This window comes from Novispirillum itersonii (genome assembly GCF_014205675.1).
GTDB lineage: Bacteria > Pseudomonadota > Alphaproteobacteria > Rhodospirillales > Rhodospirillaceae > Novispirillum > Novispirillum itersonii_A.
Map to the genome: position 1 here is coordinate 592,514 of NZ_JACIIX010000001.1, position 12,231 is coordinate 604,744.

The 12,231-nt window shown below is 64.7% G+C and carries 12 protein-coding genes; 5 read left to right on the forward strand and 7 right to left on the reverse strand.

All coding sequences use genetic code 11. From position 1 onward, the window contains the following. Nucleotides 1-16 precede the first annotated feature (16 nt). Both FHS48_RS02765 and FHS48_RS02770 read right to left on the reverse strand, forming a co-directional pair. Nucleotides 17-781, reverse strand: a complete 765-nt coding sequence (locus FHS48_RS02765; protein WP_184261114.1) for a Crp/Fnr family transcriptional regulator — start codon at nt 779-781, stop codon at nt 17-19. A gap of 140 nt (nt 782-921) precedes the next feature. Further along, entirely contained in the window at nt 922-1,377 is a 456-nt protein-coding gene (locus tag FHS48_RS02770; RefSeq protein ID WP_184261116.1) for a hypothetical protein, read from the reverse strand. A gap of 128 nt (nt 1,378-1,505) precedes the next feature. Between FHS48_RS02770 and FHS48_RS02775 the strand changes: the two genes are divergently transcribed. After that, nucleotides 1,506-1,814 carry a FliM/FliN family flagellar motor switch protein gene (locus FHS48_RS02775; RefSeq protein ID WP_221443316.1) on the forward strand — a complete coding sequence of 103 codons (309 nt, stop codon included), beginning with the start codon at nt 1,506-1,508 and terminating at the stop codon, nt 1,812-1,814. A 75-nt stretch (nt 1,815-1,889) separates the two neighbouring features. On the opposite strand, the gene FHS48_RS02780 is transcribed toward FHS48_RS02775, so the two are convergent. The 5 genes from FHS48_RS02780 to FHS48_RS02800 all read right to left on the reverse strand — a co-directional run bounded on the left by FHS48_RS02780 (nt 1,890) and on the right by FHS48_RS02800 (nt 7,323). Then, on the reverse strand, nt 1,890-2,945 hold the full coding sequence (locus FHS48_RS02780) for a diguanylate cyclase (protein WP_184261119.1): 1,056 nt from the start codon (nt 2,943-2,945) through the stop codon (nt 1,890-1,892). Between the two features lie 7 nt (nt 2,946-2,952). Then, nucleotides 2,953-3,855, reverse strand: coding sequence for a 7TMR-DISM family protein (locus FHS48_RS02785; protein WP_184261122.1), 903 nt, complete (start codon nt 3,853-3,855; stop codon nt 2,953-2,955). A 256-nt stretch (nt 3,856-4,111) separates the two neighbouring features. Further along, nucleotides 4,112-4,471: a MarR family transcriptional regulator gene (locus tag FHS48_RS02790; protein ID WP_184261125.1), complete on the reverse strand. Its 360-nt coding sequence runs from the start codon at nt 4,469-4,471 to the stop codon at nt 4,112-4,114. Between the two features lie 214 nt (nt 4,472-4,685). Beyond that, complete coding sequence (locus FHS48_RS02795; protein WP_184261128.1) at nt 4,686-6,077, reverse strand: leucyl aminopeptidase family protein; 1,392 nt, start codon at nt 6,075-6,077, stop codon at nt 4,686-4,688. 52 nt (nt 6,078-6,129) lie between these two features. Next, a complete protein-coding gene (locus tag FHS48_RS02800; RefSeq protein ID WP_311769065.1) occupies nt 6,130-7,323 on the reverse strand; it encodes a TAXI family TRAP transporter solute-binding subunit in 1,194 nt (397 codons plus the stop codon). Between the two features lie 442 nt (nt 7,324-7,765). Between FHS48_RS02800 and rpmI the strand changes: the two genes are divergently transcribed. The 4 genes from rpmI (at nt 7,766) to pheT (ending at nt 12,074) form a co-directional block, all read left to right on the forward strand. Beyond that, nucleotides 7,766-7,960 carry a 50S ribosomal protein L35 gene (rpmI, locus tag FHS48_RS02805; protein ID WP_184261131.1) on the forward strand — a complete coding sequence of 65 codons (195 nt, stop codon included), beginning with the start codon at nt 7,766-7,768 and terminating at the stop codon, nt 7,958-7,960. Between the two features lie 35 nt (nt 7,961-7,995). Then, the gene (gene rplT / locus FHS48_RS02810; protein ID WP_019647061.1) at nt 7,996-8,352 is read left to right on the forward strand and encodes a 50S ribosomal protein L20; all 357 of its coding nucleotides are present in this window, start codon (nt 7,996-7,998) and stop codon (nt 8,350-8,352) included. A 222-nt stretch (nt 8,353-8,574) separates the two neighbouring features. After that, nucleotides 8,575-9,663, forward strand: coding sequence for a phenylalanine--tRNA ligase subunit alpha (gene pheS, locus FHS48_RS02815; RefSeq protein ID WP_184261134.1), 1,089 nt, complete (start codon nt 8,575-8,577; stop codon nt 9,661-9,663). Beyond that, the gene (gene pheT / locus FHS48_RS02820) at nt 9,660-12,074 is read left to right on the forward strand and encodes a phenylalanine--tRNA ligase subunit beta (RefSeq protein WP_184261137.1); all 2,415 of its coding nucleotides are present in this window, start codon (nt 9,660-9,662) and stop codon (nt 12,072-12,074) included. The genes pheS and pheT overlap by 4 nt, the downstream gene beginning before the upstream one ends. Nucleotides 12,075-12,231 lie beyond the last annotated feature (157 nt).

Below are 12,231 nucleotides of genomic sequence, written 5' to 3' on the forward strand. Positions count from 1 at the left end.
TTCAGCAGGGGCGCGGTCAGGGCGTCTCAGAATCGGCGTAGGCGATCACTTCCAGCCGCACCCGGTCCACCCGGACCCGGTGCGGATCCAGATTGACCAGCAGGCCATCCCGGCGGAACTCGGCCACCATGCGGGAGACCGTCTCCTTGGTGGTGCCCAGAATTGCCCCCAGATCATCCCGCGATGGCAGTTCCACCACCGAGGCATCGGTCTGGCCGATTTCATCCCCGCCCATCGACAGCAGAAACCGCGCCACCCGCTGACGGACCCCACCCAGAGAAAAATGGGTCAGCCAGTCATCCGCCTGCCGCACCAGCTGGTGCCAGTGCCGCAGCATCTCCGGGAACAGGGACGGCTGCTTGTCCATCACCGTCCGCACCACCGGCAGCGGCACCCGGCAGACATCGGCCCGGTTGACCACCACCGCCGTGTGATCGCACTCGCCGCTGACCAGCGTTTCCAGCGCCAGAACTGCCCCCGGGCGCATCAGCCGGACAATCCGGCAGGTGCCGTTGGGCAGATATTGTTCCAGCTTGACCAGACCGTGCCGCAGAATGAACACCGCCTCCGGCCGTTCCCCGGCGCTGTAGAGTACGGTCCCCGGCGGAGTGGTGGAATCCGGCACCTGCGGTGCCACCTCATCCAGTTCCGGCAGCGATAGCGGGCCGAACAGGGCCCGGGGACGGATCTGGCAGGAACGGCAGCGCGCAACCCGGCGGCACACCTCGGTCGACGGCGGCGGTATCAGGCGGTCGAGGGCATGGGGGCTGATCTGATCCATGGCAGGTCTTGGAGTCCGGTTTTGTCAGAGCGCAGACCCCGGGATAAGTCCCGTCCGGCTCCTGTGGTGGTCTTGTCGCATCCGGCGGCGGTTCCCACAAGCTTCCACAGCCTGTGCCCGGGTCAGAACAGCGGGTCCGTTCAGAACGATATGGTCACCATGTCGGCATTCCGCAAACGGATGTTCACGGTTTTATCATCCAGCGCTTCGATGCCCCGGCCCTCTCCGTTCAGGGGGATCGCTTTCTGCTCGATCAGCCGCCCGCCCCACCACTGCATCCAGCGCAGGGTCTGACGGTCCGGGCTGAAGACCGCCAGATCATCCCCGTCCAGCATCCCGCTGTGGAAGACGGCATACACCGGGCCACAGCCCTGACACCAGCCGACTGCCAGCGATGCGGTTTCCCCGCTGCGGCCGATCCGGACCGACAGAACGGCAGCATCGGGGGAGGTCGGGGTGACCGTCACGGTATCAGCGATACCATCCCCGGACAGATCGGTCATCCGCCCGGCCGGGGCCGCCACAGCACCGGCGGCCAGACCAGACAGCAGACAGACTGCCGCCGCGCCCCGGATCAGCCTGCGCCCTGTGTCCATCTTGCCTCGCTCCCTCCGCCATGCCGGAATTCTCACTGTCCCATCATACTGTAGCGCCTGTGGAAGGGGACTGTTAATCTTCCTGTGGCAGGACTGTCCTGCCTCATGACCCTCTGCCGGACAGGACTATGGCTGACTTTCCCACCTCAGACGATCCCCAGCTTTCCACCATCGGCGGGACCCGTGACAGCAGCGGAGATGCCATTTTCACCGTTCCGGTGGAGATTTCGGTGGTGTTGGGGCAGGCAACCCTGCGCGTGCATCAGCTGCTGAAGCTGGGCCGTGGCGCGGTGGTGGAACTGGATCAGCGGACGGATCAGCCGGTCGAAATTTTCGCCAATGACGTGCTGGTGGCGCGGGGGGAAGTGACCATCGCCGACGGCGACCGCATCGGCGTGACGCTGACCGAACTGGTGCGGTCAATTTACACCAAATGACCGGCCCCCGGACCGGGACAGCCGTCCTGTGCAGAACAGCGGGCCCGGCATAGACCGGGCCCGGTTTTTTGGGGGTTATGCCTCGGCCTTGCTGTCGCGCTTGACCGTGTACATCCGGCGGTCAGCAACTTCCAGCAGGGTATCGACGTCACTGCCGTCGCCGGGATAGATGGCAAGCCCGATACTTGCCCCGGCACTGACCAGCTCCTCTCCGATGGCAACCGGCTCCGACAGCGCCCGGGCAATGGCCCCCGAAACCGAGCGGGCATCGTCCGGTGCCTTCAGCCCCACCAGCACCACCACGAATTCATCTCCGCCAAGGCGGCCGACGGTATCGCTGCTGCGGTGCACACAGGACCGCAGGCGCTTGCCGACCTCCCGCAGGACCACATCCCCGCTGAGATGCCCGAGGGTGTCATTGATTTTCTTGAAGCCGTTCAGGTCCATCAGCAGGACCCCGACATAGGATTCCGGCCCGCAGCGGGAGATGCTCATCTGGAGCCGTTCCCGCACCCCGGCCCGGTTGGCGAGCCCGGTCAGCGAATCGGTCTGCACCGCCTGACTCAGTTCATTCCTCTGCCGGACCAGCGTATCATTAATCGCCATCAGTTCCCGGGTCCGGGAATCCACCGCCCGTTCCAGCTCGCGCTCGGTCCGCTCCAGCGCCGCTACCATCGCCTGCCGGGCACTGACCGCCTCGGCCTCGGCCTCCACTTTCTGGCGGCGGAGATCGGCGATCCGCTCCGCCAGGGCGAAGGACAGCAGCAGCATTTCCAGAACATTGCCGATCTGCAAGGCATGGCGGGTGAAGAAGGTATTGGGGATCAGGTCCATATTCCGTGCCGCCAGCAGGGCAATCCCGACCAGAAGGATCGTCCAGGCCAACAGGAACCAGCGGGCAGACCGCTGCCCGCGCATCCACGCCAGAATCCCGCTGGCAATCGCCAGCAGGGGAAAGACCATCCCCAGCAGGGATTCCGCAATCGCCGCAACCCGGAACCCAACCGTCAGCAGCAGCGCAATCACCACCAATGCCGCCGCCGCACTCAGCAGCAGCAGGCCCGACAGCAGGCGGGAATGAACATCCAGCCGCAGGAAAGAGCGGCAGAACAGGGGGCCGAAAAACAGCACCAGCGCATTAAAGGGTCACATGCGCGATCCCGGTCCAGATGACCGCGTCCGGCCACAGGAACTGAAACCCGATGCCGGTATGGGCAATATTCCCCAGCGCCAGCGCCCCGGCAAAGGCCACATACAGCAGATAGGTCGTATCCCGCAGGGAGACGAACAGCATCAGATTGTACAGGATCAAAGCCCCGAGGGCGCCGAAATACAGGCCGTACACCAGATAGGAATCGCGGCTGTATTCCTCAAAATCCTTGGGATCCCACAGAGTCGCGGCCGCATCCAGCGCCCCCAGAGACCGGATCTGCAAATAGAGGTCAACCGGGCGGCCGGGATCCAGCTCCAGCGGAACCGCAAAGCCCCGGTACTGCTCCGGACGGCTGTCAAAGGGGTAACTGTAGCCGGTCTGGAGGTCAGAGACGGTCTGGCCGCTGACCGGATCAACCACGGCGATCCGCACATGCGACAGCGTCGGCGCCGTCACCTCAAGGATCTTGGTGATATGACGGATGTCTTCGGTCGCCTCGGGATACAGCCCGACCCGAAACCAGTAGGTATCCGCCGACATTCCGAAATTGGGGGCATCGCCCATGCGCAGAGGGGTAAAATCGGCCCGGCGGGCCTTGATGTCCTCCAGACTCAGTCCGCCGGACGGATCCTTCAGCATCAGGTAGGCGGAGGCGATCGGCTGCGGTGCCTGCCCCGGGTTAACCCGCAGGACCCCCGACCCCGACAGGGTTTCAGACGCAGCGGAAACCGGGCGGCCGAGGCCGCAGAGGGTCAGCAGGCAGACCGACAGCAGCAGGCACGCAAAAAGACCCGCCGCCCTGAAGCCCCGCGTGAACGGAACCCGGGTCTGCGCGGATTTCTTTCCGGCCCAGCCGTCCGGGACGGCCCCCCTGTGCGTTTGCACCATGCCAGCACCCCTTCTGGAGCACACCCCACACCGATCCGCCGCAGCCCCCTTGCCCCCAAATCCGGTAAAACCAGTCCGGTAAAACCAGTTTGGGGCAGCCTGCCAACAGGCCGGTGCCACCCCCTTGGCGGCTCCGGTTTCTTCAACTGCGGGAAAACGGTAACACATTCTACGGTTGGCAGAAACGGACCTGATAGTTCTCTTTAGATGAGAAGACAATCAACCCAGAGGAGAATCAAACCGCATGTCAGGTGTATCAGGTCCCCTGTGCGGCTGAGGCCGCAGCGGCGGAGACAATGATATCGCCGAACTCCCGCAGGAAGACCGATCCCTTGACGGTCCGCTGGATCAGCACACTGCGGCGGTCCTGCTCATCAACCTTGCGTTTCACCAGACCGTATTCCGACAGGCGGTCAACCGCCCGGGTAATCGCCGGTTTGGACACATTCAGGCTGGTGGCCAGCCCCCGCACCGTATGCGGCGGCGTGGTCAGATAGACCGTCAGCAGCAGTGCCATCTGCCGGGCGGACAGGTCCGGCGCTTCCCGCCGGACACTTTCAACAATCGCTCCACGCCAGAGGTCGAGGGCTTCCACTGCACTGATCTTGATGCTCATGACCCGACCCGACTGTTTCTGGCAGGAACCGTACGGCGAAACCATGGACCAAGGCCCTGCCACCGTACGGAGTGCATTCTATACGGAAAAAGAGTTAAGGGAACCTGAAACCGTTCGACAACCGAAACAATATGACAGGCGGAATGAAGCCGGTTGCGAAACCCGGGGAAAGGGTGGGATCCCCCACCCACCCCATTCGCCCCGCCCCGCCGGGTCAGGAAGCGAACCGCGTCCGGACCATTGCCCAGACAGAACGCAGCCCCAGCGCCTCGCCCCCGGCCGGACGACCGGCCCGGCCCTTCGGGTTCCAGGCAAAGACATCCAGATGGGCCCAGGGCGTCGAGGCCGAAACGAATTCCTGTAAGAACAGGGCGGCCGTGATGCTGCCCGCCATCCCCCCTTCCGGCGAATTATCGAGATCCGCCACCGGGCTATCGAGCATGGACCGGTATCCGGCCCACAGCGGCATCCGCCACACCGGATCCTGCTCCGTCATCCCCGCCGCCTGCCAGTCAGCCGCCACACTGTCATCATTGGTGAACAGCGCAGGAAGATCCGGCCCCAGCGCCACCCGGGCCGCGCCGGTCAGCGTCGCAAAGTCCAGCAGCAGCTGCGGCGATCCGGCATCGGCCTCAGCAAGGGCATCGCACAGGATCAGACGGCCTTCCGCATCAGTATTGGTGACCTCGACCGTCAGCCCCTTGCGGCTGCGGAAGACGTCGCCCGGCCGCATGGACGATCCGGAGACGGAATTTTCCACCGCTGCAATCAACACCCGCAGGCGGACCCGCAGACCCGCCGCCATCACCAGATGCGCCAGCCCAAGGGCATGGGCGGCCCCCCCCATGTCTTTCTTCATCAGGCGCATCGGACCGGCGCCTTTCAGGTCGAGGCCGCCGGTATCAAAGCAGACCCCCTTACCGACCAGCGTCAGCTTCGGGGCCTCTTCCGGCCCCCAGCTGAGGTCAATCAGGCGCGGGGCCCGGTCCGGGGCCGCAGCCCGGCCAACCGCGTGAATAACCGGATAGTTCTGCGCCAGCAGGTCATCCCCGACGATGGCAGACACCGCCGCGCCATGGCGGGACGCCACAGACCGCACCGCTGCCTCCAGCGCCGCCGGTCCCATATCTTCCGCCGGGGTGTTGACCAGATCCCGCACCAGCATCACCGCCTCGGCCTGCCGGGTGATCTCGGCACGGTCCACGCCCTGCGGCCACACCAGCCGGGCCCGGGGTGCGGCTGGCTTGCTTTTGTAGCGGTCAAAGGCATAGCCGCCCAGTTCCCACCCCAGCGCCACCGCAGCCGCCGTTGCCGGATCCACATCCGCCGACAGGGCATAGGTCCCCTCCGGCAGGGTGGTGGACAGGGCGGCGGTGGCCCAGCGGTCAGTTCCGTCCCCGGTTCCTGCCAGAATCTCCTGCACGCTGCCATCCGCCGCCGGAATCAGGCAAACCGCACCGGCAGCGCCCTTGAAGCCCGCAGCGCGGGCAAAGGCAGGCAGGCTCTCCGCTGCCGTACGGACCTGTTCGGCAGAGACAAGACGCAGGGAAACCACAGCCTCGGCAGTATCGACGAGGCAGCTCAGGGGGCGGAGGCAATCGGTCATGATAATTCCGGATCGGATCAGTCAGAGAGGGGAGACGCAGCCCCCACCCGGATCACCGGGCGGGGAGAAGCCCTGCTTCGACATAATAACGCTCTGCCCCCGGATGCAAGGGAATCCCGGTCGCGGTGACCGCCTGCTTCGGCGACATCTGGGCTGCACTGGGGTGGCTGCGCCCATAAAGGCGCAGGTTATTGGGGTGCCACAGCGCCCGCGCCAGCTGGTACGCCAGATCCTCGGGCATATCCTCCCGCACCAGCAGCATGGAGCCGACGGTCAGGGTCGGCACGGCGGCAATCCCCGAATAAAGATTTTCCCCGATCAGTCCCTGCTGAAGGAACGGAATGTCTTGCACCAGCTTCAGCGCCGTCCGGCCGACAATCGGCAAAATCCGGATCTCGGTGGTTTCCATCAGGCGGGCAATGATCGCCGTCGGTGGACCGGCCACAAAAAAGAAGGCGTCGAGATCCCCCTTCAGCAGGGCATCGGCCGCCTGCCCCGGCTTCATATACAGCGGGGTGAACTGCTTCTTCTTCAGGCTGACACCATAAGCCTCAAGGATCATCGTTGATTCGACGAGGGAGCCTGAACCCTCCTCGCCCACAGCCACCCGCTTGCCTTTCAGGTCACGGATGCTGTTGATGCCGCTGCCCTTGCGCACCACCAGATGAAAAGCTTCCTGATACAGATATCCCAGTGACCGCAATTGCTGCTGCGGCGCGGTGCCTTTGTACAGACCGCCCCCGGTAAAGGCCCAGAACGCCACATCGGTCTGGCTGATCGCCATGTCGATCTCCGACCGGCCCAGACTCTCAAGATTGGCAACAGACCCCAGCGTCGACTGGGCCACCGCGATCACCCCCGGCACCCCGCAGCTGCCGCCCCGGTCACAGGGGCGCGCCCCCGGCGGGCTGGACACCGCATTGGCAATCAGCCCACCGACAGGAAAATAAGTGCCGCTGGTCGGCCCGGTGCCGATTCGCAGAAACCGGACCCCGGCATTCTCCAGCCCGGCAGCGGACTCCGACTTCGCCTGTTCAGCCATGGCAGGCAGAGCCAGACAGGCCGCCGCCGCCCCCCACACCAGCGCAACAAGCACCCCCAGCAGCCCACCCGGCAGCATCCGCCCACGCCTGAGACCGGCCTCCCGCCACCACACGGATGGCAGGATGACAGTGGCAGACGAACGGTGTGAGCAGGCATCGCCCTGCCACAGGCTGCGGCGGGCCGGGGGGATTGAGCCGGTCACGAGACGGGACTCCGGGATGTTAGGGAAAAACTGGCGGAATTCAGCTGGCGCGGATCAAAAACCGGCCCAACCCCATAGTACCGTTTTTGCACCCGCAATCCCAGCCCCAATAACCCGCAAAAAGGCAGATATGGACTGTTTTCTCTGGTGCTTAGGGCCTATTCACCACCCTTAATAGCCCACAGTTTTACCGGATTTTTCCGCCACCATACCGCACGGCACACCGGCGGCCACACAGCCGTTCGGCAGCCCTTGTCTTTCCGGGGGCGCCCGTGTATAACCCTCGCCTTCCGAACCGAGCGGCGCGGCGGTGCGGGGTTTTGCTATGGCGGCTTCTGAAGCCCCCATGACACAGAACTCCGCCGGGCATGCCCAACCGCTCAGATGGAGTTTCCCTCCGGGATCCCCGGCGGGAACTGTCCCTTAACAAAGGATACGACAAATGCCCAAGATGAAGACCAAGAGCGCCGCGAAGAAGCGGTTCCGTCTGACCGGCACCGGCAAGGTCCGTGGTAACGTCGCCAACAAGCGTCACCTGCTGCGCAACAAGCCGAAGCAGATGAAGCGTCAGGCCCGTGGCACCATGATCCTGTGCGAGAGCGACGCCCGGATCGTCAAGCTGTACCTGCACGGCTAAGCCTCGTTTCACCCGGTTATTGAAGGAATACTGCTATGTCTCGTGTGAAGCGCGGCGTTACCACCCATGCCCGCCACAAGAAGGTCCTGGAACTCGCCAAGGGCTACCGCGGCCGTAACTCGACCAACTTCCGCATTGCGATCGAAAAGGTCGAAAAGGGCCTTCAGTACGCTTACCGCGACCGTCGCAACAAGAAGCGCGACTTCCGTGGTCTGTGGATCCAGCGTATCAACGCCGGTGCCCGCGAACTGGGCCTGACCTACTCCCGTTTCATCGACGGCCTGAACAAGGCTGGCATTGAACTGGACCGTAAGGTGCTGGCCGACCTCGCCGTGCGTGAGCCGGAAGCGTTTGGCAAGCTCGTCGAAAAGGCCAAGGCGGCCCTCGGCTAAGCTTACCGCTGGGCTTCGGCCCGGAAAAACAGCGATGTTGCCCAGGGGCTGCCTTTCAGGAGGCAGCCCCTGTTTTTTCTGCCTTAAGGGCGGCTGCCTTCCCAAGGCGGCCCCTTTTGTTTATTCAGTCTGCACACTTTATACAGAGTGCACACCGGCCGGACCCGCAGGCCGCCGCAGCGCGGCCCGTCACCCGGCCCACACATGTGGGATGGCCCGACTATGGATACTCTTGAGGCGTTGCGCGCCGAACTGCTGGAGGCGGTCAACACCGCCGCCGATGCCGATGCGCTGGAAGCCGTGCGCATTGCCGCGCTCGGCAAGAAAGGCCGGATCACCGACCTGATGAAGACCCTTGGCCAGATGGACCCGGACCAGCGCCGGACCTTTGGGCAGGCCGTCAACACGGTGAAGGACGAGATTTCCGCCCTCCTCGACGCCCGCAAGGCCACCTTCGCCGAAGCCGCCCTGAATGCCAAACTGGCCAGCGAGCGCATCGACGTCAGCCTGCCGGTGCGCCCGGAGCGCGAGGGTACCCTGCACCCGATCAGCCAGACCTACGATGAGGTGGTCGCGATCTTCGGGCAGATGGGCTTTGCCGTCGCTGAAGGCCCGGATATCGAAGACGACTTCCATAACTTCACCGCGCTGAACTTCCCGCCCGGCCACCCGGCGCGCGAAATGCACGACACCTTCTTCCTGAACGAACAGGAAGGCGGGGTCCGTCACCTGCTGCGCACCCACACCAGCCCGGTGCAGATCCGCACCATGCTGAGCCAGAAGCCGCCGATCCGCGTGATCATTCCGGGCCGCACCTACCGCTGCGACTCCGACATGACCCACACGCCGATGTTCCACCAGATCGAAGGTCTGGTCATCGACAAGGCCACCCATATGGGCCACCTGAAGGGCTGCCTGAAGGAATTCGTCGAGTCCTACTTCGAGGTGTCGAACGTCACCGTGCGGTTCCGCCCGTCCTTCTTCCCGTTCACCGAACCCAGCGCCGAAGTCGATATCGGCTGTTCCCGCAAGGGCGGCGAGCTGCGCATCGGTGCCCGCGAGGACGGCTGCGAAGACTGGCTGGAAATTCTCGGCTGCGGCATGGTCCACCCCAACGTGCTGAAGGCCTGCGGTCTGGACCCCGAAGAATATCAGGGCTTTGCCTTCGGCATGGGTCTGGAGCGCATCGCCATGCTGAAGTATGGCATCCCCGACCTGCGCACCTTCTTTGATTCCGACGTGCGCTGGCTGAAGCATTACGGCTTCGGCCCCCACGATGTTCCGAGCCTGACCGGAGGGCTGACCCGATGAAATTCACCCTGTCCTGGCTGAAGGATCATCTTGAGACCGACGCCACCCTCGACCAGATCGGCGAAGCCCTGACCTCAATCGGGCTGGAAGTCGAAGAGATCGTTGATCCGGCCTCCAAGCTGACCGGGTTCATCACCGGCCACGTCCTGACCGCCGAAAAGCACCCGGATGCGGACCGCCTGAAGCTGTGCACCGTCTCCACCGGCAGCGAGACCCTCCAGATCGTCTGCGGTGCCCCCAATGCCCGCGCCGGTCTGAAGGTGGCACTGGCCCTGCCGGGCTGCGTCATCCCCGTCTCCGGCGATGTGCTGAAGAAGGGCAAGGTGCGCGGTCAGGACTCGCAGGCCATGATGTGCTCCACCCGCGAGCTGTGCCTTGGCGAAGACCATGACGGCATCATCGAGCTGCCGGAAGACACCCCGGTCGGCGTGCCGCTGGCCAGCGTGCTGTCGATCGACCCGGTGATCGATATCTCCGTCACCCCCAACCGCGCCGACTGCCTTGGCGTGCGGGGCATCGCCCGCGACCTCGCCGCCTTTGGCGTCGGCACCCTGAAGGCCGATCCGCTGACCGAAGGCCCTGTCGCCGGTCAGTTCGAAAGCCCGGTCAAAGTGGTGCGCCGCCTGCCGGAGGGCAAGGATGCCGCCTGCCCGCTGTTCGTCGGCCGCCTGATCCGTGGCGTGAAGAACGGGGAAAGCCCGCAATGGCTGAAGGACCGTCTGGTTTCCGTCGGCCTGCGCCCGATCTCGGCGCTGGTTGACATCACCAACTACGTCACCGTCGGCTGGAACCGTCCGTTGCACGTCTTTGATGCCGATAAACTGACCGGCAACATCGTCGTCAAGATGGCCACCCCGGGCACCGAACTGCCGTGCCTGAACGACAAGACCTACACGCTGGAAGACTGGATGGTTGCCATCGCCGATGAGGCCGGTGACCTGTCGGTCGGCGGCGTGGTCGGGGGCACTGCCAGCGGCTGCACTGAGCAGACCGTCAACGTCTTCGTCGAAGCCGCGCTGTTTGACCCGCTGCTGATCGCCGCCACCGGCCGTAAGCTGACCGCCGAGTCCGATGCCAAGCACCGCTTTGAGCGGGGCGTCGATCCGGAAAGCCCGCTGTGGGGCATGGAACTGGCCACCCGCCTGATCCTTGACCTGTGCGGCGGCACCCCGTCGGCGGTCGAGGTGGCCGGGGCGGTTCCGGACTGGAAGCGCACCATCCCCCTGCGCCCGGAACGGGTGAAGAAGCTGGTCGGTATTGATGTCGCCCCGGACAAGATGGTCAGCCTGCTGACCGGTCTGGGCTGCACCGCCACGCTGGCCGACGGTGTCATCACCGCCGTTGCCCCGTCGTGGCGCGGTGACCTGACCGAAGAACATGATCTGGTCGAGGAAGTCGCCCGCCTGAACGGCTACGACAACCTCGTCACCCTGCCGCTGCCGCGCCCGTCGATGCCGACCCCGGTACTGACCGCCAGACAGAAGACCATCCGCCTGCTGACCCGCACCCTCGCCGCCCGGGGCATGAATGAGACCGTCACCTGGTCGTTCATGTCCAGCGACAAGGTCGCCGCGTTCGGCGGCGGTCAGGACAGCCTGAAACTGGCCAATCCGATTTCGTCGGATCTGGACAGCATGCGGCCGTCGATCCTGCCGAACCTGATCGACGCCACCGTCCGCAATGCCGCCCGTGGCTTTGCCGATGTGGCGCTGTTCGAAGTCGGTCCGCAGTTCCATGGCGGCAATCCGGGTGACCAGAAGCAGATGGTCACCGGCCTGCGCGCCGGGAAGTCCGGCCCCCGCCACTGGGACGTCAAGCAGCGCCCGGTGGATGCGCTGGACGCCCGCGCCGATGCGCTGGCCGTGCTGAAGGCCGCCGGGGTCAACACCGACTCGCTTCAGGTCAGCACCGATGCCCCGGACTACTATCATCCGGGCCGCTCCGGATGCCTGCGTCTGGGCCGCGATGTGCTCGCCACCTTCGGGGACCTACACCCGCGTGTGGCCCGTGACTTTGGTGTGAAGGGGGCTCTGGCAGGCTTCGAGGTGTTCCTGGACGCCCTGCCGCAGCCGAAGACCAAGGGCGGCAAGACTGCCAGCAAGGCCCGCAGCCTGCTGAAGGCCTCGCCGTTCCAGCCGCTGGAACGCGACTTCGCCTTTGTCGTTGACAGCACGGTTGCTGCCGAAGCCCTGATCCGGGCCGCCAAGGGAGCCGACAAGGCGCTGATCACCGATGCCTCGGTGTTTGACGTCTATGAAGGCGAGCATATGCCTGCGGGCAAGAAGTCGGTGGCGCTGTGGATCCTGCTGCAACCGACCGATCACACCCTGACCGATGAAGAGCTGGATGCGGTGTCGAAGAAAGTCGTCGCCGCCATCGAAAAGGCGACCGGCGGCATTCTGCGCGGCTGATTCCTGCTCTGAGATGAGAAAACGCCCGGCCTGAGTGCCGGGCGTTTTTTATGGCCTTGCGCCCCTCTGCCCCCGGTTGGCAGGTTCCACCACCCCAGCAGTACCCAAAGAAAAACCCCGCCTGTCTTTTCCGATCAGGCGGGGCTTTTTTTAACAG

What these genes read in the sequence shown, in the direction of transcription:
- rplT (WP_019647061.1), top strand. Translation starts at nt 7,996, where the DNA reads ATGTCTCGTGTGAAGCGCGGCGTTACCACCCATGCCCGCCACAAGAAG.
- rpmI (WP_184261131.1), top strand. Translation starts at nt 7,766, where the DNA reads ATGCCCAAGATGAAGACCAAGAGCGCCGCGAAGAAGCGGTTCCGTCTG.
- pheT (WP_184261137.1), top strand. Translation starts at nt 9,660, where the DNA reads ATGAAATTCACCCTGTCCTGGCTGAAGGATCATCTTGAGACCGACGCC.
- FHS48_RS02785 (WP_184261122.1), bottom strand. Translation starts at nt 3,855, where the DNA reads ATGGTGCAAACGCACAGGGGGGCCGTCCCGGACGGCTGGGCCGGAAAG.
- FHS48_RS02790 (WP_184261125.1), bottom strand. Translation starts at nt 4,471, where the DNA reads ATGAGCATCAAGATCAGTGCAGTGGAAGCCCTCGACCTCTGGCGTGGA.
- pheS (WP_184261134.1), top strand. Translation starts at nt 8,575, where the DNA reads ATGGATACTCTTGAGGCGTTGCGCGCCGAACTGCTGGAGGCGGTCAAC.
- FHS48_RS02770 (WP_184261116.1), bottom strand. Translation starts at nt 1,377, where the DNA reads ATGGACACAGGGCGCAGGCTGATCCGGGGCGCGGCGGCAGTCTGTCTG.
- FHS48_RS02795 (WP_184261128.1), bottom strand. Translation starts at nt 6,077, where the DNA reads ATGACCGATTGCCTCCGCCCCCTGAGCTGCCTCGTCGATACTGCCGAG.
- FHS48_RS02765 (WP_184261114.1), bottom strand. Translation starts at nt 781, where the DNA reads ATGGATCAGATCAGCCCCCATGCCCTCGACCGCCTGATACCGCCGCCG.
- FHS48_RS02775 (WP_221443316.1), top strand. Translation starts at nt 1,506, where the DNA reads ATGGCTGACTTTCCCACCTCAGACGATCCCCAGCTTTCCACCATCGGC.